The sequence below is a fragment of the Candidatus Thiodiazotropha sp. CDECU1 genome (genome assembly GCF_963455295.1).
In the GTDB taxonomy this organism is placed as follows: domain Bacteria; phylum Pseudomonadota; class Gammaproteobacteria; order Chromatiales; family Chromatiaceae; genus Thiodiazotropha.
On sequence record NZ_OY734020.1, the window covers coordinates 3,924,454 to 3,947,407 of the forward strand.

The 22,954-nt window shown below is 53.7% G+C and carries 12 protein-coding genes and 3 pseudogenes; 7 read left to right on the plus strand and 8 right to left on the minus strand.

All coding sequences use genetic code 11. From position 1 onward, the window contains the following. Nucleotides 1–6 precede the first annotated feature (6 nt). Both R2K28_RS17945 and R2K28_RS17950 read right to left on the minus strand, forming a co-directional pair. Complete coding sequence (locus R2K28_RS17945) at nt 7–630, minus strand: ANTAR domain-containing response regulator (protein WP_316366620.1); 624 nt, start codon at nt 628–630, stop codon at nt 7–9. Between the two features lie 144 nt (nt 631–774). Next, on the minus strand, nt 775–2,604 hold the full coding sequence (locus R2K28_RS17950; RefSeq protein ID WP_316366621.1) for a PAS domain S-box protein: 1,830 nt from the start codon (nt 2,602–2,604) through the stop codon (nt 775–777). 167 nt (nt 2,605–2,771) lie between these two features. Here R2K28_RS17950 and R2K28_RS17955 point away from each other — a divergent pair, with 167 nt between their 5' ends. From R2K28_RS17955 to R2K28_RS17975, 5 genes are all read left to right on the plus strand, one after another. Further along, entirely contained in the window at nt 2,772–3,107 is a 336-nt protein-coding gene (locus R2K28_RS17955; RefSeq protein WP_316366622.1) for a hypothetical protein, read from the plus strand. 273 nt (nt 3,108–3,380) lie between these two features. Continuing rightward, on the plus strand, nt 3,381–5,765 hold the full coding sequence (locus R2K28_RS17960; protein WP_316366625.1) for a methyl-accepting chemotaxis protein: 2,385 nt from the start codon (nt 3,381–3,383) through the stop codon (nt 5,763–5,765). 22 nt (nt 5,766–5,787) lie between these two features. Next, the gene (locus R2K28_RS17965) at nt 5,788–6,081 is read left to right on the plus strand and encodes a hypothetical protein (protein ID WP_316366627.1); all 294 of its coding nucleotides are present in this window, start codon (nt 5,788–5,790) and stop codon (nt 6,079–6,081) included. A gap of 533 nt (nt 6,082–6,614) precedes the next feature. Continuing rightward, nucleotides 6,615–8,270 carry a methyl-accepting chemotaxis protein gene (locus R2K28_RS17970; protein WP_316366629.1) on the plus strand — a complete coding sequence of 552 codons (1,656 nt, stop codon included), beginning with the start codon at nt 6,615–6,617 and terminating at the stop codon, nt 8,268–8,270. Nucleotides 8,271–8,283: 13 nt separating this feature from the next. Then, a complete protein-coding gene (locus tag R2K28_RS17975; protein WP_316366631.1) occupies nt 8,284–9,231 on the plus strand; it encodes a chemotaxis protein in 948 nt (315 codons plus the stop codon). 488 nt (nt 9,232–9,719) lie between these two features. Here the strand turns inward: R2K28_RS17975 and R2K28_RS17980 are convergent. From R2K28_RS17980 to R2K28_RS18005, 5 genes and pseudogenes are all read right to left on the minus strand, one after another. Beyond that, a pseudogene (locus R2K28_RS17980) lies at nt 9,720–10,380 on the minus strand (transposase zinc-binding domain-containing protein); the annotation flags it as partial. A gap of 429 nt (nt 10,381–10,809) precedes the next feature. Beyond that, nucleotides 10,810–11,109 (minus strand): annotated as a pseudogene (locus tag R2K28_RS17985) (IS91 family transposase); the annotation flags it as partial. Nucleotides 11,110–11,400: 291 nt separating this feature from the next. Further along, nucleotides 11,401–11,715, minus strand: coding sequence for a DUF1488 domain-containing protein (locus R2K28_RS17990; protein ID WP_316366633.1), 315 nt, complete (start codon nt 11,713–11,715; stop codon nt 11,401–11,403). Nucleotides 11,716–11,816: 101 nt separating this feature from the next. Next, nucleotides 11,817–20,356, minus strand: a pseudogene (locus R2K28_RS17995) (GH36-type glycosyl hydrolase domain-containing protein). Nucleotides 20,357–20,489: 133 nt separating this feature from the next. Then, nucleotides 20,490–20,627, minus strand: a complete 138-nt coding sequence (locus R2K28_RS18005) for a hypothetical protein (protein WP_316366637.1) — start codon at nt 20,625–20,627, stop codon at nt 20,490–20,492. Nucleotides 20,628–21,217: 590 nt separating this feature from the next. On the opposite strand from R2K28_RS18005, the gene R2K28_RS18010 reads away from it, so the two are divergent. After that, a complete protein-coding gene (locus tag R2K28_RS18010) occupies nt 21,218–21,796 on the plus strand; it encodes a cation:proton antiporter domain-containing protein (protein ID WP_316366638.1) in 579 nt (192 codons plus the stop codon). Beyond that, nucleotides 21,777–22,532 (plus strand): cation:proton antiporter domain-containing protein, encoded by a 756-nt coding sequence (locus tag R2K28_RS18015; RefSeq protein ID WP_316366639.1) that lies wholly within the window; start codon nt 21,777–21,779, stop codon nt 22,530–22,532. Before R2K28_RS18010 ends, R2K28_RS18015 begins: the two co-directional genes overlap by 20 nt. A gap of 164 nt (nt 22,533–22,696) precedes the next feature. On the opposite strand, the gene R2K28_RS18020 is transcribed toward R2K28_RS18015, so the two are convergent. Continuing rightward, a complete protein-coding gene (locus R2K28_RS18020; RefSeq protein WP_316366641.1) occupies nt 22,697–22,885 on the minus strand; it encodes a hypothetical protein in 189 nt (62 codons plus the stop codon). Nucleotides 22,886–22,954: the final 69 nt, after the last annotated feature.

A 22,954-nucleotide genomic window follows, 5' to 3' on the forward strand; every position in this document is an offset into this window, starting at 1 on the left:
GGCGGTCTAGTGCGAACCTGAAGTTGTTGTATTTGCCCCTGATAATTTGTTTAGGTATTCAGCAGCTTGCACCAACTCACGTGCTAAATCAGGGAGTTTGCGCTGACTTGAGCGGGCTTGATTCCTCAACCGATCGAAGGCCTCCTGCTCACTCATGTGCTCACGCTCGATAAGAATGCCAACCGCAGTATTGACGGTGCGATCGCCATTCAGCGCCTGAGTCAGCTGTCCCTCGCGCTGGAGTAACAGGCGATTCTCTGCGCTTCGTTGTAGCGCAGTTTTCACCCCCGCCAGCAATTGCGGGGGATCAACAGGCTTGATCAGATAGCCCAGCGCGCCGCTATCCACCGCCTCTTCGATAGCGTCATCCTCGCCGTAGGCGGTCAAAAAAATGAATGGAATCTGGGTGTTATGGCGTAACCAATGAGCTACTTCAATGCCATCCATGCCCGGCATACGCATATCGAGAACCACCAGGTCAGGAGGCATTTGTTGACAAAGATCGATGGCTTCTTTGCCGCTAGTGGTGGTTTTCACCTCATAGCCGGCAGCTTGCAGACTGGGACTCAGGGAGGCAAGCACCAGACGGTCATCATCAACCAGCATGATCATCGTAGCGTTAGAATTCATATCTCACAAACTTCAGGATAGTCGTTTCTCTCTAACTAATATATATCAAAGTAAAAGACCTAATTACAATTGTGGTTTTCCCTGATGCCTGAGTCCAGAAGAGAGACCCGATTTAGGTAGTCTTTCGATGGCATGTTGCAAAAACTAAACAGCCAACCAGATCAGTGGCGCTTCGAGAGCTAGTTCAGTGACCACCCGCCCAGCCTCCTGGTGGATATCCAGATGAGCACCCTCAGCAGGTAGTAGGGTACGCAAAAGCTCCAGGCCTGTGCCCGTTGCCTTACCACTGGAAAAATCGAATCCGCTGGGCAGCTCGCCGGAATTGACCAGGCAGAGCCGAGCCTGTTGCCCATGCGCGCTCAGCGATACCTTGATATCGCCCCTGCTAGCTGATCTTTTACTGTGTTTCAACGCGTTGGCGATCAGTTCGTTGATCACAAGCGCCATTGGCACCGACTCCTCTCTGGCCAAATTGATGACCGTGGATCTGTCTGCCTGAAAGTCTATCTGAGCCACCTGCTCGTTCGGATAGACATTGATACAGGCCTGCACCAACTCGTCGATCTGCAGGCGTTCCGTCCCCGCTTGGCTGTACAGACCATAGACGGTGGCAATAGTACGGACCTGGGTTATAGCTTTTTCCAGGCAGCGGGATATGTCTGTGCAGGAGTAGGTCAGGTTGTGGAGCATCCCAACCACACCCTGTAGGTGGTTCTTGATGCGGTGATGTACCTCGCGGACCAACGCCTCACGCAAAACCTGTTCCTTGCTGAGACGCTGCTCAGTCAGCTCCTTCAGCGGGGTGATGTCGGTACTGATACCGACCAAGCCAACCACTTCACCCGCACTGTCGGTCAACGGCGTCTTAGTGGTGCTGAACCAGTGGAGCCGGCCGTCTGGATCGGGCACCCTCTGTTCATGGTCCGTCACCTGCCGGCCCTGACCAATGACGATCCTGTCAACGTCCATAAAGGTCTGCGCTACGTCCGGAGGAAAAAACGCAGTATTGGTCTTCCCTATCACACGATCTTCGGTCCTACCCATGAAATCCAGGAATGCGCGATTGACCATCTGGTAACGTAGCTCGCGGTCTTCAAAATAGACCGGAGAGGGAATCGTGTTCAGCAATGTCTCCAGCTCTCTGTTCTTATCCAGCAAGGCCTGCCTGGCTTTAAGGGTCTCAGTGATATCCCGCACCACACCAACCAAATAGGATTTGTCCTGGTAGTCGATAAGTCTGGCAGTGATTTCTACAGGAAATTGACTGCCATCTTTGTGTTTATGCCTGGCCTCGAAAATCAATTCTCCTGTTGGCTCGAAGCGCTGTATGAATTCCCGCCAAGTCTGCGAGCCAGACTCGACTGGGTCTGCTATGTCGGGTATCCGCAGACTGGACAGCTCGTCGTGCGAATAACCCAGGCTGCGGCAGGCTTCCAGGTTGAAATTGACTATATCTGCGGTTTCCGCGTCGACCACGAAAAGGGCATCCTTGGTTTGATCGAATAGGTTGCGAAACAAGTGCAGCTCTTCCTCGGCCTGTTTCCGTTGGGTGATGTCCAGTGCCGTGAAGATAGTGCCGGCTGACATGTCTGACTCGTCCAGCGGCACAGATCGCAGCAGCACATTCAGCGTGTGCCCATCGCGATGACACATGACTGTCTCAATCTCTCCCACGCCGGTTGCTTCAATCTGGGCATACTTTTCCCTGCCGACCCGCTCGTACTCTTCATCACTCGGATAGACGCAACGGCTGTTTCTTTGCAGCAGCTCTTCCTCCGCATAACCCAGCATGTCGAGAAAACGTTGATTGAGCCACTGGATTTCTCGGTTACGTACCAAGCCAATTCCCACCGGGCTGGCATTGAGCAAGGATGCCCTTTCGGTGAGTTTCTCATGCAGCAGCGCCTCGGCCTTCTTCATGCTGGTCGATATCCTGTTGTAGGGCGATCCAGTAAAGCGGCCGTCCATCGTCATCACGTATCCAGGCTGAGAGTATTAGAGTATGAGTATAAGAAGAATAACCGCTATCAACCATGTATATCAAGGCAGAAAACTTGAGCCTGGATATGCCTGAATCATCCATCTTTCCAGTCTCATTCTATGCAATCCCCTGGATTTCCGGCTGAATCCGCCCGCTTCCAATGCCTTCCCGTCCTTCCGGCTTAGTTCAGGCAACAGGCCGGCAAACTGCCACTGGGGGGCTGGGCACGGCTCGACTCCATCTACGGCGGACGCTGGGACCGCTGGCGGCCGATCCCGGTCAAACTGGCCATCAGCCAGTTCATGGAGAAGGATATGGAGGGCGTCAGCCACTGGTTCGACGTCACGCCAGGCAAGTGGATACAGGGCCTGTGGCCCGTTGGGAGCATGAACGCCGGGTCTACGTAGTGACCATTACGCCGGAGATGGAAGATGCGGTGCATGACCGCTGGCCAAGAATATTGAGCGGTAACCAAACACCGCCGCGAAGGAAATAATCCCGCCTTAAAAAAAACACATCGAGCGCTAGAGCGCGATACCGTTCACGTTAACGCCGGAACAGAGTTAAAGAACCTCGCAGACAGACCGATATCCCTACTCAAATAGAAAATCTGAAAGGAATTTCTGGCCCATAGTCACCAAATTCCTTTACACAGACAAAAACAAACAGCGCCTGTATGTGGCCCACTCGTGAAGCACGGGCACACGCATCAAAGAATATAAAGCAGCGCAGACACCCATGAAAAGCACTTTGATACCGGGAAACGACCATGCAAAAACTATTCAGCAGTTTGACCATTCGCACTCGATTGTGGATCGGCTTCGGCCTCATCCTCGCAGTGCTCACCATGAGTTCCGCAATTACACTGTTCAGCCTCAAGGGCGTCGGCGAGAAAATCGAAGACGTTGTACACGACAAGCAGCATACGCTTATCCTGGCTGAAGACCTGTCAAGCTATCTGGAACGTTCCGCAGCCTCCCTCGGTTTCCACCTGCTTACCAAAGAGTCCCACCATCTGGATGAGCACAAGCGGCACCTGAAGCAGGCCTCGAAACTGTTACAGGAACTCCAGGCAATGCCGGCCGTCATCGAGAGCAGCCAGGCATCACAACTTGTATCGAATATTCAGACCAAGCTTCAAACCTTCGAATCCAACGCCAATCACCTGCTCAGCGAATCGATAACTTTTGAAAAGAATTTCCCAGGCATCGCTTTTGCCAACGATCAGATCAACCCCCTGAGCCGTACCCATCTGCAACTGACTTCAGAGATGATCCTCTCCGAAATGGAAGAGGAACCTGACGACGAGCGCAGGCAATTGCTGTTCGAACTGACTGAACTGCGTTATGCCTGGAGCAACGTCATGAACGGTATACGCGGTTATCTCGCCTTCCGCAGTGACGCCAGCATCGACAACATGAAGCTCTACATTGAACGCATTGACAGCTTGCTGCTGGAGCTGAAAAAGAAGGAAGATTTGTTGACCCTGGAACAGTCAGACGCAGTGGAACAGTTCGGCGGAAGCTTTAGCCTGTTCAAACAGCGGGCGCAAAAGATGCAGGAGATCCACGGCGGTAAGAGCTGGCGCAGTGACGCCTGGCTGCTCAGCAGCGAATTCAATCCCGCGCTTGAAGAGTTACACAACGACCTGGCTGATCTGGTCAAGCATCAAGAGACAACCATCAAAGAGACCAGTCAGCAGTTAATGGATACAGCCGATTCAGTCGACAGGCTGGTATTGGGACTGCTCATCTTCGGTCTGCTGGCGGGACTGCTGATCAGCTGGCTGATTTCACGCGCCATCTGCAAACCCATCGTGTTCGCAGCGGACACCATGCAGGACATTGCACACGGTGAAGGCAATCTGATGATTGCTCTCGACAGTAAAGGCAAAAACGAACTCAGTGAACTTGCCGAGGGCTTTAACCAGTTTGTCAGTAAAATCCGTAACCTGATACAGCGTACCGCCCACTCCACCGAGTCGGTCATCAGTGCAGTGGCACAGACTTCGGACAACACCCGCCTGATCATTCAACGCGTGTTGGAGCAGGAGCAGGAGACCGACCAGGTGGCCACAGCCATGAACCAGATGGCTAGTAGTATCACCGAAGTAGCGCAAAACGCCGCCATCGCTGAGGAAGCAGCCGGCTCAGCTAATCAGGAGACCCTGAACGGTCGTCAGATGGTGCAGGAGAGCGCCGACGCCATCAATGAACTGGCAACAGAAGTGGAGCAGGCGGAGCGGACCATCCAGGAAGTGGAGCAACAGAGCGAACATATCGGCACGGTGATCGATGTAATCAAAAGCATAGCCGAGCAGACCAACCTGCTGGCGCTCAACGCCGCCATTGAGGCAGCTCGTGCTGGCGAACAAGGCCGCGGTTTTGCCGTGGTTGCTGACGAGGTGCGCAGCCTGGCCAACCGTACCCACGAATCCACCGGCGAGATCGAATCCATGATCCAGTCACTGCAGAGCGGCACCCAACAGGCCGTTGCGGTGATGGCCACCGGCCGGGAAAAAGTGGACCGGAACGTGACCCAGGCGAGTCACACTCTCAACTCCCTGGACCAGATTAGTAAGGCGGTCGATACCATCAATCGCATGAACTCCCAGATCGCCACCGCAGCGGAACAACAGCGTGCCGTATCTGAAGAGATCAAGCAGAACATCTTCAATATCAACGACCGCAGCAAGCAGACTGCCCAGGGCGCCAAGCAGACTTCGGAAACCGTCAGCTCGCTGGGTCAATTTGCAGCCAATCTGCAGGGAGTCATCCAGCAGTTCAAGTTCTCCGGTGACGGCGGGCTCGATTTCAGCGCCGCCAAGTCGGCCCATCTGGCCTGGAAAGCACGCCTACGCGACTTCCTGGACGGTAGAGATGCCTTGTCCCATGAGGAGGCTGTCTCCCATCACGACTGCATCCTCGGCAAGTGGTACTACAGCGAAGGGCTGGAAAGGTATGGCGAGGTCGCCGAGATGCGGGATATCGAAGCCCCCCACAGCAAACTGCATCGCCTGATTCAGGAGATCATCAAGCTGAAGGAGGCTGGCAAAGACCAACAGGCAGAGGCGGTCTACCAGGAGATAGAACCCCTGTCACAAACCATCATCGGCTTATTGAACAGCGTGGAGTCGCAGATCAACCAGGCATGATGAGCTGTCGGGCCATACCGACGTGGTCCCGGTCGCGGGCCAGGACTGGTCCAGCGACCCCTTCTCGGTGCTGGAAAAAGACGGCCGGCTCTTTACCAGCGTGATGTCCTCGCTGATTGAACAGGCGGTAGAGTTTCAACGGGAGCAACATCGTCACTATCAGAAAAAAGTGGCGATTGCTCTAAACCTCTCGGTGCGGTTGTTAAACGATACCGGCTTTCGAAAACAGCTGTTTGAGCATCTGATCGCCCAGGACTTCCTGCCTGACAGCCTGATTATCGAGATCACCGAAGATAATGTGCTGTGTTGTGGCTGATAATGTAGAGGCGCATGGTTAGGTTTAACTGAAGTATCAGTGATGTTATTTGTTTGTAGTAAGAACTGTCAGTATTGTTTTGCCACCCGTACTTAAAGTAACTTTTTTACCAGATTTGTAATCTACTACCATAAAGCACAACGGTTCATTATGTTAGTTCGGTCTGTGATTGATCTGAGTGTCGAAAATGATGCAGGTGCAGCTCTTAGTGTAAATATGGCAACCCGGAAGATTTGGTGCGATGTAAAAAAACTGTGATGACGAAGGCTTCTCATTGCTCTATCTTTTTGAGTTATAAAACCCTATTTTTCGTGCGATTATTGGACAGCTCAAAAGGGGTATTTCCCTGGATAATTCTGCTTTATTATTTGTAAAGTTTCCCTGGGTCCGGTCGCTACTTCGTTTTAAGTCACCCGAAGGTCCCAGATCCCGTCCTTCACCTAGCATTCTGCTTGTGTTCAATCGCCCAATCCCCGCGATTTTTGTTCAAACGTCGAATAACGAATATCACTCTTTGGTAAGGGGGTAGCATTATGGGCTTGATGAATCAAATAACTATTCGTGCACGTCTGATATTTTTAGTTGGATTTGCTGCGGTAGTCATGCTTGTCATTAGTTCGCTAGGCATATACGCAATGAAGAGCGGAGAAGCGTCAATGAAAACTGTCTACGAGGATCGACTGATACCGACTGGCCAGATCAGTCAGATCATTGAATTAATGCGGGAAAATCGAAGTCAGTTGCTCTTCTCCCTTCAGCATGATCCCAACTCAAAAACCGCTGTTCTGCATAAGCATAATGTGTCGCTACATTTAAAAAAGGTAGATCAAAATATAAAAACTATCGATGAAGTCTGGAAAGAGTATATGTCGACATATCTGACACCGGACGAGGAAATACTGGCGCAGAAATTCACTCAAAAGCGCGCCATATTTGTTAATGATGGTTTGAGGCCGGTAATAAAGTATATCGAGAGTGGCGACTACTTAAACTCCGCTATTCACTTGTCGAGCAAGACAAACCCGGCATTTGAAGCTGCTCATAAAGTTGCTGAGGATCTTTGGCAATTACAACTTGATGTTGCAAATTCGGAGTACGAAAAAGCTATGGAGCGCGATCACCAGATTGGCATTGTTTTCATTTGCCTGATTCTAGCTGGTGTTGGTTTTCTCATATTTCTCTCCGTTATAACCATTCGAAGTGTCTCAGAGACAGTTAAAAAGCTAAATAACGCTGCTAATGGAATGGCAGAGGGGGATCTTACAATTCAATGTGAATCATCATCAAATGACGAGCTTGGGCAAGTTATTAGCGCATTCAATGACCTAGGTAATAAATTCCGGAGTGTTATTACAGAGTTGAAAGCTTCGACTATACAGTTGGCTTCTGCGGCTGAGGAGACTTCGGTTATAACCAGCGAAACAAGTCATCGAATAAAGCAACAGCAATCCGAAACAGAACAGGTTGTAACTGCCATGAATCAGATGACTATAACCGTTCAGGACGTAGCTCGGAATGCCGGAATGGCTGATGGAGCAGCACATGACGCAGATGAAAAGGCTAACGAGGGGATTTCAGTGGCTGCTAGCGCACTTACTGCGACGGAGGATTTGGCCAAAGAGGTTCAACTGGCTGCAGATGTAATTCAAAGGTTGGAGGCAGAGAGTGACAGTATAGGTGCGGTAATCGACGTTATTCGAGGGATCGCAGAACAGACGAACCTGCTTGCGCTCAACGCTGCAATTGAAGCGGCGAGAGCGGGAGAACAAGGCAGGGGATTCGCCGTAGTGGCTGACGAGGTACGTACCTTGGCAGGTAGAACTCAACAATCCACACAGGAAATACAGGGCATGATAGAGCGCTTACAGCAGGGTGCGAAGGATGCGGGAGCGGCAATGAATCAAGGACAGGATAAAGCCAAACATAGCCTGCATCAGGTTGAACGAGCAGATGAGGCACTCAACGAGATCAGCCATGCGGTGGCCCGTATAAAGGAGATGAATTCACAGATAGCCACTGCTGCAGAGGAGCAGGGTACCGTGGCCGAGGAGATCAACCGCAACATAGTTGCTATAAGTGATCTCTCGTCTGAATCTGCACAGGGCGCTGAGGAGACATCACAAGCAAGTAGTGAGCAGGCCCAGCTTGCTGTAAGTCTGGATAAACTTGCCATGAAATTCACGGTTTAGTCTGGGGGGAGATATGTCAAAGCTTATGCAATCTATTGATGCGAGAACTCAGCTTGCTGGAACTAATAGGTTGGAGGTCTTATTGTTCAGCTTGGGTAAAAATGTAACAAGCGGGCGTGAGGAAGTTTTTGGTATCAATGTGTTTAAGGTCAGGGAAGTTATGCATATACCTGAGATAACGCAAGCCCCTGATATGCCGAAGGCAGTAGAGGGTATGGTGAGCTTGAGAGGCAGTATGGTGCCAGTAATCAACCTCTCAGAGTTCTGTAATCTTCAGGCTGAAGAACAGCCTAATATCCTCATGATCACAGAGTACAATAAGCATGTACAAGGTTTTCTAGTTCACGCAGTGGACACAATAGAGCGTTTGAACTGGGATGACGTCAAAGCGCCTCCTTCAATGATTACAAGTCAGATGAGTGGTCTTGTAACCGCTGTCTCTGAGTTACAGGATAAGCGTCTGGTCATGATTATGGACGTGGAGAAAATACTCGCTGAAACTGCCGGCTTTTACGAAGACCAAAATATATATAGTGGTATTGAGCCTCATAAGGGTCGCAGCAGCATAACTGTCTTATTTGCCGATGATTCAAGTGTGGCAAGAAGCCAAATTAAACGTACACTTGATCGCATGGGTATTCTGCACATAGGCGTTAGAAACGGTGCAGAAGCTTGGGATAAGTTAAACGAGCTAGCGGAGAAATCAGACGCAGATGGTGTGATGATAACTGACACAGTAAATTTCATCCTGACAGATGTCGAGATGCCTGAAATGGACGGCTATGTCTTAACGAGAAAAATTAAAAGCGATGATAGGTTTAAGGATATACCGGTAGTAATGCACTCATCTTTGACCGCTGAGGCTAATCAATGCCTGGGCAAGGGCGTGGGTGCTGATGCGTATGTTCCGAAATTCGAACCAAAAGAGCTGGCGGCTACTTTGGAAGGGCTGCTTTATTGAAGCGTTTCATCTAACTGCCATCTGTCCTCTCCGTCAATTCTAAGCGATTGTTACGAAAGTAATGAGTGATCACACAGTCACCCTCGGCGAGATTACAAATTGCAGTCTTCTTTCAGAAGCGGGAAGGAAACCGTGCTTCAATATGCTTCACTAGACGAAGAGGCTCTGTGTATTTTTTTCTGCCAAATTGGTGGGGGCGCACGATCGATATTCACCAATCGGGGGGGTGATGTACAATAATCCCGGCTTATCTATATAAAAGTATAAGGAGAATAACCGCTATCACCCATGTATATCAAGGCAGATAACTAGGGCCTGGATATGCCTGAATCATCCGTCTATCCGTCCTCAATCTATTCAATCTACTGGATTTTCGGTTGAATCCGCCCGCTTCCACTGCCTTCCCGTCCTTCCGGCTTAGTTCAGGCAACAGGCCGCCAGGCGGCCTATCCTTCTGTTGCTGTGCCGTGTAGAGAAGTGTGAAACCCGGCAACCCGATGGCTGATCGTATGCACCAGCTCTGTCAATTCCTGCTGGTTGGGTGCGCATGTGGAAATGCACGTTCAAATTGAGCGCACTGCCGAATCTTTGGATCAGCGTCACCGCACCAGTCTGCGCGGTTTTTCGAGTGAATCCCTACTTCTTAATAAGATGGGACGATATGGCCCTGTAAACGATCCCCAGTACCCGCCCCATCAGTTGCGGACGGCTGGCGAACAGGAACCGTAATTGAAATGGGAAGCTCAGCACCCACTGGCGTATCGGTTGCTTCGGTAATACCTCATCGACCAGCAGCGCTGCGCTTTCGGCCATGCGTCTGGCGCCACGGCTGGGGCAAAATCCACGGCGCTTGCAACTGAATGCCACCAGGTGTTCATGATGACAGTGGGTGCATTGCACCCGCAGGAATCCGTGTTCCAACCGCCCGCATTTGAGGTAATCGGCAAATTCCTGTTGCACATGCAGGGGCAACGACTTGCCCTGCATAGCCATCACATCCCTGAACTCCGGGTAGCATTGTTCAATGATCTGGTATAGGAGGGTCTGTTCCGGCCGGTGCCGTTTATAAGAGGGGCTGTGTGGCGACCGGTCGTGATCGCGGCTTGAAGCATATCGTTCTCCATTCCATGGAGCGCTCGATGTTCTCATATTGTTCTCTATCTGCATAGATAAATGCTTGTTGCCCGCAGTTGCCAGCCAGTGCCCGCCAGTTCCTGTCACTCCCATTCTATTGTAAATAAGCCTTTTTTAGCTTTTATTTTCAACGACTTATTTTCCCGTTAATTGATAATACCTTGAAAAATACCATGCTCAGAAAATCCTGCAAAATACTCAAAAAAGTATACGCGAAAGAATAAACACCCTTTTTACACACGTCCAACAGCTTCTGACTGCTGTTGACTCTTTTGACAACCATGCAATCCACTCCGAATACGGCTGACAGGGAGCCAGCAACACTGAAAACTTACCCTCCACTCCCACAAGCGGCTCCATCCATTTCCGACTTTCGGCACGGCGAATCCCTGCCGCAGTGGCGTGAGCGCAGCATCCTGGTTGGAACTTTTGATTTTCGGGCTGTCAGTCAAACAGCCCATCGTGCAGTCCAACTGGTGGCGTCCGGCTTTCGGGTAGTGCTCTGGATCCGCCGGTTTCGGCTTTGTGCTTCAGATAATCGAGGATCTGCTTGATCACCGCCGGATCTTCAATGCAGGCGATGACTTTCATGGCGGCGACGCAGGCACCGCAAGTCTCGATGTCAATATTGAACACGCACTTGAGCCTCTGCACCCATGTCATCGACGCTCGCAGTTCGGAGGGCGTTCGCGGTGCATCGGCACCCCTGGCCTTGTAGCCACTGCCCCACTTTGCCATGGTTACTCGTACAGAGGAAGAGTGAATTCAAACGAGCCTACCTGAACACCCACTGGCGTTTCCCAAACCCCCATAGAAAGGAAGTTACTAAGGGGGGTTGCATAGAACCAATGCTATTATAATAGGGCAACAACACCACGCCCCAGCGTCTTCAATGCACAGGATGCGTACCATTGATCAATAAGTTCTCGAGGGAGTTGGGCGACCCCTACATTACTCTACCGATCTGTATCCATCTGATCAGCCACCACATCAAGTCAGACAAATTCCTAGTGCAACTCATACAAGACACAGCCCTCAGAAATCTCCCGCAGCCAGGACGTAAGCATAGGTTCCTTTACCAGCTCCACCACGCTCATAGACCTTATCCGCAACCTCACAGATCCTCTCCCGAGCAGTATCGAATGCCTTCAATAAATCCGTCTCGGTACTATTCATCTTGGGAGAGAGCCGTTTGAGGGCAGCCGCCTCCAAAAAGAAAGAAACCTCAATCGTACGGTCATATCCCCAAAACAGAATGCGGCTGCTTTTCTCATCAAAATAGCGGCTTGGGTTAGGAAAGTGAAGCTTCATCATTGCCTGCCGGTATACTTCGTTTAATAGAATGCACATTCATATCCGCTTTTTTCCTGATTCAAATCCGGCAGGCGAAATTACCTGCCATGTATTTCTGATTCTCTGGTTCCTGCGGTTTTCTGCGCGAATCCATGCCGCTACCTCAGCGTCACCTCAATATAGTGCTCCTGGCGATCATCCAGCAGGGGTATCAGGCCGGTCTCATTCACCACCAAGCCATCCATCGTCACACGGGTCACGTGATCTGACTTTTCACCACCGCATTGGATGGTGATATGGTAGTAGGTGTCGCGGTAGCGATAATGAATCTTGTACGACTCCCAATCGACCGGGACACAGGGTGCAATACGCAGATGGTCGCCCTCCAGCTGCAGGCCCAGAAGTGTTTCCACGCTCAATCGGTACATCCAGCCCGCCGCGCCGGTGTACCAGGTCCAACCGCCCCGCCCCGTGTGTGGCGCTGCACCATAAATATCCGCACTCATGACGTAGGGCTCGACCTTGTAGCGTTCGATCTCCTCCGGTCGGCTGCCGCGATTGATGGGGTTTAGCATGGCGAACAGTTCCCACGCACGTTCCTTGTCGCCCAGCATGGCAAATGCCGTTGTGGCCCAAATGGCGGCGTGGGTATATTGGCCACCGTTTTCGCGCACACCGGGTACGTATCCCTTGATATAACCCGGCTCAAGGTCTGATTTATCAAAGGGCGGATCAAGCAGTTGGATGAGCTGCGCATCGCGTCGCACCAGGCGTTTGTCCACCGCCGCCATCGCCTGGCGGGCTCGCGCGGGATCACCACCGTTTGAGATGACCGCCCAACTCTGACTGATCGAATCGATTTGGCACTCGTCGTTGTCGGAAGAGCCCAGAGGGGTGCCGTCATCGAACCAGGCCCGTCGATACCAATCGCCATCCCAAGCACTGGCCTCAATATTACCGCGCAGTTGAGAGGCCTGTTCGGTGCAAAGTTCGGCAAAGACTTTATCGTCCCGGCTACGCGCCAACCCCGCAAACAGTTGCAGGTTTTCGTATAGAAACCACGCCAGCCAAACGCTTTCACCCTTGCCTTCTCCACCGACGAGATTCATGCCGTCGTTCCAGTCGCCGCAGCCCATCAGCGGCAGTTGATGCACACCAAAACGCAGTCCATGTTTGATCGCACGTACACAATGTTCATAGAGGCTTGCCGTCTCATTCGAACGTTGCGGGTGATCGTAGTAGGCCTCTTCTCCCGGATTCAACTCGCGCCCCTCCAGGAAGTGTACGGATTCATCGAGCACGCCGGTGTCACCGGTCGCCAATATATAACGACAGGTGGCATACGCCAGCCACAAATAGTCATCGGAGAAATGGGTGCGCACACCCTGGCCGTTGGGCGGGTGCCACCAGTGTTGCACATCACCCTGAATGAACTGGCGTTCGGCGCAACGGATCAACTGCTCACGGGCGAGCCACGGTGTGGTATGGATCAGCGCCATGGTGTCCTGCAGTTGATCACGGAAACCGTAGGCGCCACCGGACTGATAATAGCCACTGCGGCCCCAGAGCCGGGAGGAGAGCGTCTGGTAGATCAGCCAGCCGTTGGTCAACAGGTCCAATGCTGGATCCGGCGTCTCTACGTGCACCGCGCCAAGGGTGTGGTTCCAGAATCCCCATACCGTTTCCAATGCCTGGCGTGCGCCGGCCGGACCCCTGAAGCGTTGGATAAAATAATGCGCTTCTTCAGCATGCTTAGCCGCGCCGAAGGTAAATACAATTTCACGCTCTTGCCCAACAGCCAGTTCGATCTGGGTCTGTATCGCGGCGCAGGGGTCGAGACCGGCGCCTGTCCGGCCCGATAAACGCTCACGACCCAAAGCCGCCGGGCGGCTCAATGCACCATTGCGGCCGATGAATTCCGTGCGATTTCCGGTTACCGTTCGCTCTTGTTCACTGACTTGTGCAAAGACCACACGATCGGCGCAATCACGCCCGAAGGCATTACGGGCAAACAACGCCCCGCTGTGCGGGTCTGTTTCGGTCACAACGTGCATCTGGTTCGCGTGTCGCCACTCGCCGAGCACCAGTTCCCAATAGCCCGTCAGTGACAGTCGACGCGGGCGGCCAGAATGGTTGTGCAGTTTCACCACCACAAACTTCACTGGCGCGTCCATGGCGACATAGGTGTACAGCTCCGACGAGATACCCGCCTGATCATGCTCGAACACGCTGTAGCCAAAGCCATGTCGGCATACATAGCCGGATCGGCCGCATGCAGGCAAAGGCGTCGGTGACCAGAACTCACCTGTTTCCTCGTCACGGATATAGATCGTCTCACCGCTGCAATCACTCAGCGGATCATTGTGCCAGGTGGTCAGACGGAACTCGTGGGCGTTTTCCACCCAGGTATAGGCGCTGCCGCCCTCACTGACGACGGTACCAATGTACGGACTGGCGATGACATTGACCCAGGGTGCCGGCGTACTCTGCCCCGGTTCAAGGGTAATGACGTATTCGTGTCCATCGGGCGTAAACCCCCCCAGTCCGTTGCAGAAGATGCGTTCCCGTTGCGCCAGAGGCTGGCCCGGTTCGGCTGCCGGTTGCAGCGCAGGGACCAGATGGTTCGGCAAGCGCTCTGCCACCGCGCGCCGTTCCACCTGCTCGAGCAGGGTCTCGGCGCTGTCGGTGAACAGGACGCGGGCAACCGTCTGGAACAGGACCCGGTCCTCTTCTGCAAGCTCTTCGGCGCGCCGCACGAACACCCCGCCCGGCCTGTCTATGATGTGTGCTTCGGGACCTGCGTTGATCAGCCCCAGAATCTGGTCTTGCAGTACCGCCCGATAGCCTGAGAAATCCTCGTTCACGATGACCAAATCCACAGTCAGACCCTTCATCCGCCAATAGGCATGTGCCTGCAGCACCTGTTTAACCAGGTCGATGCGGTTCAGATCGCCTATGCGAAGCAGCACGATGGGCAGATCACCCGAGACGCCAAAGCGCCAAAGCCCGGACTGGCCAAGCTGATTGCGGGCAATCACGCTGGGGGCCGCACGGCGCAGGGCATTGGCATAGATAAGAGAGGTGGCCAGGCGGCCATAGAGCTGTGCATCGGCTTCACTTGCGTTGAGGTGGCGCAGTACCTCCTGACTTTGAAACCATGCCATTTCAAAGGCTCGCTCCACGAAGTGCCGGTCACAATACTTGTCCAGCAAGGCCAATGCGGCCTCACGCGTGTCCGTCACACCGGAGATGATCTGCACGTTCACCGATTCATCGGCTGACAAGCTGATGGTGCTGCGGATTGCCACGATAGGATCGAGCACCGAACCATCCGTGTTCGACAACCGCATCGGCGAAGTCGACGAGGCATTTCTGCCATCCAAAACCACTGGGTTGACTGCCGTTCGACCCCGGCCAATGAATTTGGCGCGGTCCGTTTCATAAGAGGGTTCATCGGACACGACGCCAGGTGCTGCCAACAGGTGAAACATCCACGGCACCTGCTCACCCGGCGTGCGTGGACGGCGCGTGCAGAGAATCGCCTGCCGCGCGGGCAGAATTTCAGTCTGCACGAACAGATTGCTATAAGAACGATGGGCCAAGTCGGCATTCAACGCGGCCAACACAACTTCAGCGTAACTTGTCACCTCGATATGACGAGTGCGGGACGACAGGTTGGTGAGCGTGACACGGCGGATCTCAACGTCGTCTTCAGGCGAAACACTGATCTCGGTATGCGCTTCGATGGCCTCATCACGGCGCCGGTATTCAGCCCGCGCCTGCACGAAGATCGCCTCGTAGTGATCGGCCTGGCGCAGTGTTGGCTGATACGCGGTTGACCAAAACGTCCCGCTATCACGATCTCGCAGGTAGATAAAGGTGCCCCAGCCATCGGCAGTGGCATCTTCGCGCCAACGAGTGACGGCCAGGTCGCGCCAGTGGCTGTAACCGCCACCCGCATGGGTCGCCATCACGTGGTAGCTGCCGTTGGACAGCAGGTGAACTTCCGGTACCGGTGTATTCGGGTCGGTAAACACACGCATGATGGAGCCGGTATCCGCCACAGGCGGGCGGGCGGCGGCGCTCACTTCTACCGCGTGCGGGTGCAAGATTTCGCTCTTCTTCGGTACGCGCTCCTGCAGCAACAGGTCCGTGGCCCGTATCAGCGGATCAGACAGGAATCGGCGCTGCATGGGCTGGTTAAGCAACAGATGCTCAAGGGCCAGCAGACTCATGCCCTGATGATGCGCCATGAAGGCACGCACGATGGCGTGACTCTTGCCCCGCAGCACACGTGAAGGCGTGTAATCGACCGCCTCATAGAAGCCATAGGCACCAACAAAACCATCGGCGGCCAGGGTCTGCAGGTTACGGCAGGCTTCCTGCGGCATCACCATCAGCGCCAGTGCGCTGGCGTAGGGCGCGATCACCAGGTCCTCTCCCAGCCCGCGCTTGAGGCCCAGACCAGGCACGCCGAAGGCCCGATATTGATAGACCTGGTTCATATCGGTGGCGTTGTAGCAGGACTCTGAAATCCCCCAGGGCACGCCACGTTGTCGGCCATATTCGATCTGGCGAGACACAGCGGCTTTGCAGGTCTCGTCCAGCAGGGTGTGGTGGTAACTCGGCATGATCAGCTGCGGCATCAGGTACTCGAACATCGAGCCGCTCCACGAGATCAGGCTCACATCGCCGCCATGGCTGGTCAGCAGGCGGCCAAGTGCAAACCAATGCTTCTGCAGGAGCTGGCCCTGTGCGATAAGCAGAAAACTGGCCAGCCGCGCTTCCGATGCCAGAAGGTCATAGCAGGCCGGGTCGCGGCGGCGTTCACTCACGTCATAACCGATACTCAGCAAACCACTGCTTGTGTCGTAGAGAAATGCAAAATCCATCACCGCCAGTTCACGGCAACGCCCCGCCAAATCGTCGATGGTTATGAGCCGCGCCACCGCGTCCTTATAAGCTGAACCTTTCGTGGCCAACTCCGCCAGCGTGGGTATGGTGCTGAACTGTTCCAGCTCGGGTGCCAGGTAGCCAAGGTCACCGCGAAGCGCACGGAATTGTTGATCGAATGCCTGCGCCCAGTAATAGAGTTCGCCGTCAATATCAATATCTGCTGGCAGACATGCTACCAGCCCACCCCCGATACGCTGAATCTCATTTAGCAAGCGATCGGCATCGGCCAGTGTCCGTGGCGGATCATTCGGCGTGAGTGCGTCCTGTAGCGACTTGACCTTCTTGGCCAGATCGGCCGTTGATGATGAAGGAAGCTGCTCCACCAGCACCTGCAGGGTATCCAGTAATCCCTGAAATGCGTTTCCAGACAGCACCGGCTGATCTTTCAGCTCGGCCAGTCCCGCCTGCAAGGTGAGCAGGCAGCCCGCCAGATTTCCACTGTCGACCGAAGAGACGTATTGCGGAAGAAGCGGTTTCAGGGTGCGGGTGTCGTACCAGTTATAGAAATGGCCGCGGTAGCGTTCCAGCTTTTCCATCGTGGCCAGCGTGTTTTCGGCGCGCCGCAAGAATTCTCCGGCACAGATATAACCGAAATCGTAGGCCGACAGATCCGCCAACAGTGACATGCCAATATTGGTGGGCGAGGTACGTGAAGCGATAACGGGCGCCGGATATTCCTGGAAGTTATCGGGCGGCAACCAGTTGTCCTCCGGACCGACTAAATCTGCGAAAAAGCGCCATGTGCGCCGGGCCGCCAGCCTTAGGAATGAGCGTTGTTCAGCGCTCAAATCGGGTACAGGGGAGACCAGCGGCAGGCTGATCCACCAGGCAATCGCGGGGGATACCAGCCACAGCAACAATACCGGGGCGCTCAGAAGCAACGCAGCGCCACTCAATGTAAAAGCCGATACCAGCGCCACACCCGGCGCGATCCACATCTCCGAAAAAAAATCAGCCAGTGTGCGACGTGCGTTACGGCGTGCGTACGAATTCGTATGCCAGAGCAATAATCCACGCCGGGTGAACAGCATACGCACACCCGAACGCAGGATCGCATCCAGGCTAATCAGTGTTTCGTAGGGCAGCAGCATCAAGGTCAGAAAATCGTGTGCCATTGGGCGACCAGCCGATCTGGCGGTCTGGCGGTCTGCATCAGATGCACCAGCCAGGCGCGTTCAGCAGGCTTACGGATGAACTCGAAAAAGGTGGACAGCAAAGGGGCCAGAAACACCATCATCACCACCAGCAGGCTCCAGAACCACGACGGCCCCGGGCCAAACAGCCAACCACCGATCAGCAGGGCAAACAGTGCCGGTGGTACCAGGCTGCGGCGAAGATTGTCAAAAAGCTTCCACCTCGACAAGGCTGAAAGCGGATTCGGTTGGCGCCTGGCCTTTGCTCCTTCTGATTGATCCGCTCCAGGCACGGTCGGCAGCAGCCAGCCGACCAGTTGCCAGTCTCCACGTATCCACCGATGTCGCCGACTGATATCGACGGCGTAGCTGTCTGGGTGTTCTTCAATGAGATCGACATCGGTTATCAGCGCCGATCGCGCATAGCCGCTTTCCAACAGATCATGACTGAGAATGAGGTTATCCGGAAAGCGTCCATCAACGGCCTGACGAAAGGCATCCACATCATAGATACCCTTGCCGACAAATGATCCTTCGCCGAAGACATCCTGATAGACATCGGATACTTCTCGCGTGTAGGGATCGATGCCAGACTCACCCGCGAACAATTTCGAAAACCGCGACAGGGCTGCACTGGTCAGACTGATCGAGGCACGTGGCTGCAGGATCGCGTAGCCTTTTACAATACGTTTCCTGTTGGTATCGTAGACCGGCCGGTTCAGCGGATGCGCCATGTTACCGATCAGTGTGCGTGCCGCATCGCGGGGCAATTGCGTGTCGGTGTCCAACGTGATGACATACTGGATCGAACCCAGGATGGAGACATCGCCGACAATATCCGAAAATGCCGTTTGCGCTCCGCCGCGCAGCAGGGAATTGAACTGTTCCAGCTTGCCGCGCTTACGTTCATATCCCATCCATACCTGTTCATAGGCATTCCACTGTCGAGGCCGGTGGAAAAGATAGAAGATGCACGGACGGTCTTCACTGTAGGTTTCATTGAGCGTTTGCAGTGCTGTGCGTGCATAGGCAAGCAAGGCATCGTCACCGGGTTGGGTACACTCAGGCGCGTCACGGAAATCCGTCAGCAATGCAAAAAAGAGATTGGGATCGCGATTGCCAAGATAACGGATCTCCAGGGCTTCGAGCAGATCATCAACCTCTTGCGACTTGCTCAGCAGTGTAGGGACAACCACCATGGTGCGATGGAGATCTGGAATCCCCTTCGAAAAATCCAAGCGAGGTAAGGCGCGAGGTGGCAGCATGGACGTAACCATGAGGTTTACCAGCGGCACAGCCAACGCCGAGGCGCCGATGAGGCCGGAAATGGCAAAATACCAGTAGCGCCAGTCACCCAATGCGATACCGCTGAAAGAAGAGAGCACCACACTGGTCGCCAGCGCGGTGAGCAACAGGATGGGGCTGAGGTAAAGAGGTAGAAGGAGATTTCGGAACGTCCGGCTTGCTCGCGTCTTCCACGACAAACTGCAGTCGACCGTTTGCTCCAGACGCTGCCGACCCTGATCGACCAGATAGTATCCGACATGCGCGCTGCGATCATTGGCACCCACACACTCTGCCGCTTCCTGTGCAAGCGCAATGGCTTCGCGCGCAACATTCAACTCACTGCGCTCACAGCGCCTGGCCACATCTTCAATCACATGCCGGTAACGATCACGGGTGGCGAAGTTCTGGATGGCATGCATTCCCGTCGGGTCTTCTCGCAATGTCTGTTCGACGATGCTGAGCGATTCGACGAAATCACGCCAGTCCACGGTGCCGATAAAACGCAGGCTACTAATACTGTTGGCAATCGATATCTGGTTGGTTGCGGCTGTTCGGGCAGCCGCCGACGACAGTTGCGTTGCGGACACCCCTTGTTCAAGCAGTTTTTGCTCGAGCCAGGTTTGAACGAACGCCATCGCTGGCCCCTGAGCCTGGAGTCTAGCGTAAAATTCCTCCACAAAGGGTGCGGTCAGTGGTACATCGGCATTGGCAAACTCGGCCAGTCGCTGGATAAGCAGTTTCGGCTCCTCTTCAGCCGTTTTGAGCATGCGGTCTGCCCAGACGATAGCGGCGTCGCGCTCCTCGCGCCGACGGGCGACACGCAAGGCAACGCGACGCAGATTTTCCAGCAAGGCCAACTGCAGCATGATCGGAAATGCCCACAGTTCACCCAGCTGTAACGGTTCAGCACTCTGATAGGCAGCGATGAACTGGGTGGTGTTGTCGTTGTCGACAAGGCCATCCATGTGAGAAATCAACGCCAAGGCCAGATCATAGATGCGAGGGAATCCGGCAGACAGACCCTCTGCGAGTCGCGGTAACTGGCGGCTGTAGCCGCGCGGCAGATGCCGACGCGCCAGACTAATCTGCTGCTCGATGAGATAGAAATTATCGAGCAACCAGGCCTCTGCTGGCACGATCCGTTGTCCTGGTGTGGTTGCGACTGCCACAACATCATAAGCCGCCACCAGGACATGCTCATTATCCATCAGCCGCGGTAACAAGCTGTCCGGCCCCGGACGCGTATCGATTTTATGCTGGCCGGCAAGCTTTATCGCGTGATGATTCAGTTGCTCGATGCTGAACAACTCAGCGCGCAACAATCGGGTATCCGCATCGTTGCTCAGTGTACTCCGCCTGTGCGCACCCGATAAAAACGCTTTGATACTTATTGATTTTTCCTTGATCTGGTTTGAAATGGTTTCAAGCATATTTTTCAAACCAGATGCCCACCTGTTAAGGCTGCCTGCTATTATTGAATAAGCCAGTAGACTCTTGCTGTTCTTTCTTTATTTTCTTTGCCGCCTTTTTTTCTTTTGGCGTCATGGCCGGTTTCTTCTTCATCTCTCTATTGCTGTGTTGTCCTTTGCTCATGGTATTCAATCCTAAATAATTTAATGGAATACATTCAGGCCACACACTGCAACTCGATTCAACTGAAAGCAGTTCAATCGAGTCTGTCCAATGTTGTCCTGACTACGTTTTACTAAGTACTGAATATCGAGAGACCAGTCCGTCCTGTGGGACCACGGGATATTCTGTTATCCGGCAAAAAGAAATGCCTGGGTTGGGTGGATTTGGCAACTATTTATCGCGCTAATGGTAGCATAAATAAATAATATGGGTTTGTTTATTCTTATTCCAAAACCCCACCCTAAAGGGCTCTAATCGAGCCAATATTTTGTCCACGAACTACTCAGTACCCGGATAAATACTTTGATTCCTGATGCCTGAAGCTTTTCAAATACTCCAGCACAGAGGAAATATGCAATTGCCAGATCAAATGAGTTAATCTTCTTTAGCTACCTGACCAGGCTTGTAGCCGGATACTTGCACCACAAAATTTACATACCAGTAACCGCAGTTCTGTTCCCATCATTCATAAGGACATTGTGAGTATGAAACCAAGAATCCAGACGGGACCTTATGGCCTGCAGTAACGAAGGGCTTAAGGTACACCAGCCATGACTTTCGCGGCTTGGGCTATTATCCTCGGTGTGTTACTGATCGCCATGGTATTATCGGGTACGCTGCTGAAAAGGTTACCCCTGAGTACCGCCATGCTTTATTTGGCGGCCGGATTCATCCTGGGCCCAGCCGGATGGGGAGTATTGACGCTCAATCCTCTGAACCACGCCGCCTTCCTGGAACGGGCGACCGAGGTAGCGGTGCTAATCTCGCTGTTTTCAGTTGGCCTGAAGCTGGGTCTGCCTCTGTCGAACCGGCACTGGCTGTTGCCGCTACGCCTTGCCTTTGTCTCAATGACCCTCACCGTTGCGCTGATAGCAGTGACTGGCGCTCTGCTACTCGACCTTCCACTAGGTGCGGCCGTTCTGCTAGGCGCGATTCTCGCGCCCACCGACCCGGTGCTGGCATCGGCCGTCCAGGTCAAATCGTCGGGTGATCGCGACCGCCTGCGCTTTAGCCTGACCGGCGAAGGTGGACTTAACGACGGTACTGCGTTTCCCTTCGTGATGCTGGGTTTGGGTCTGCTGGGTCTACACAACCTTGGATCCGGGGGATTTGCGTTGGCTGGCGATTGACGTGGTCTGGGCTACCACCGGTGGCCTCCTGATTGGTGGAGTTCTCGGTGCATTCATCGGCAAGCTGGTGGTCTATCTTAGGACCCGTCACCAGGAGTCCGTTGGACTGGACGAGTTTCTCGCCCTGGGGCTCATCGCCCTCGCCTATGGGGTCGCTGTGCTCGCCCACGCCTACGGTTTTCTAGCCGTATTCGCCGCGGGCCTGGCTCTACAACGGGTGAAGGAGCAATCCGGGGTGATTCATGTATTCAACACCAAACATCCACAAGGAGAGGTTGATAACGAACCCATCGCCCATGCCATCCATGCCGATCACGCCAGCGCCTACATGATGCAGGCAGTGCGAGGCTTCAACGAACAGATGGAGAGAATCGGCGAATTGGCCGTAGTGCTGCTGGTAGGAGCGCTGCTACCATTTGCCCATCTTCCTATCGCCGCATTGGGATTGTTGGCAACGCTGTTCCTGGTGATTCGCCCCATATCTGTATGGCTGGGCCTGCTCGGTGCGCCAATCTCAGGGGATCAGCGCTTCATGATGGCTTGGTTCGGCATCCGCGGCATCGGCTCGATCTACTACTTGATGTACGCCATTAATCATGGCCTGCCCCAACCCTTGGTGGAACCGATCGTCGCCATCACGCTGGCGGCGGTAACCGTCTCCATCGTGCTACACGGCATGTCCGTGCGGCCGATAATGCATTTCTACCGGAAACGGAAGATACCTCAGGCCCCGTAAGGTGCAGCAGTCTCCTGGTGTGGTGCCGGTAAGGCCCGACCAGCCGGATCAAAAGGCGGGAGTATTCGTATAAGCCCCGTAATTCTCAAGGATACTTTTCGTCTTCAACGTATCTGCAAAAAACCCGACTGTATTATCTAACTTTGACGAACACTTCGAGTCCATCAGCCGCCACGGTCATCATCCTCGGCAGCGGGAAATGGCAGATGCAGGTTAGGATGATCGAAGGGAATGGCCTTGTACGCCAGGCAATTTTCTTCGGTTTCGAGATAGATCGTCAGATTGCCGTCCAGCAAAGAACAATGGTTCATGCAATCTTCAACATCGCGACCGCTGATCGGGTCGGTCTTCATGATGCGGAACCGGGGCTAGTGCAATACACGACTCTGTTGCTTGTCGCGCGCCATCGCTTTCACAGGATG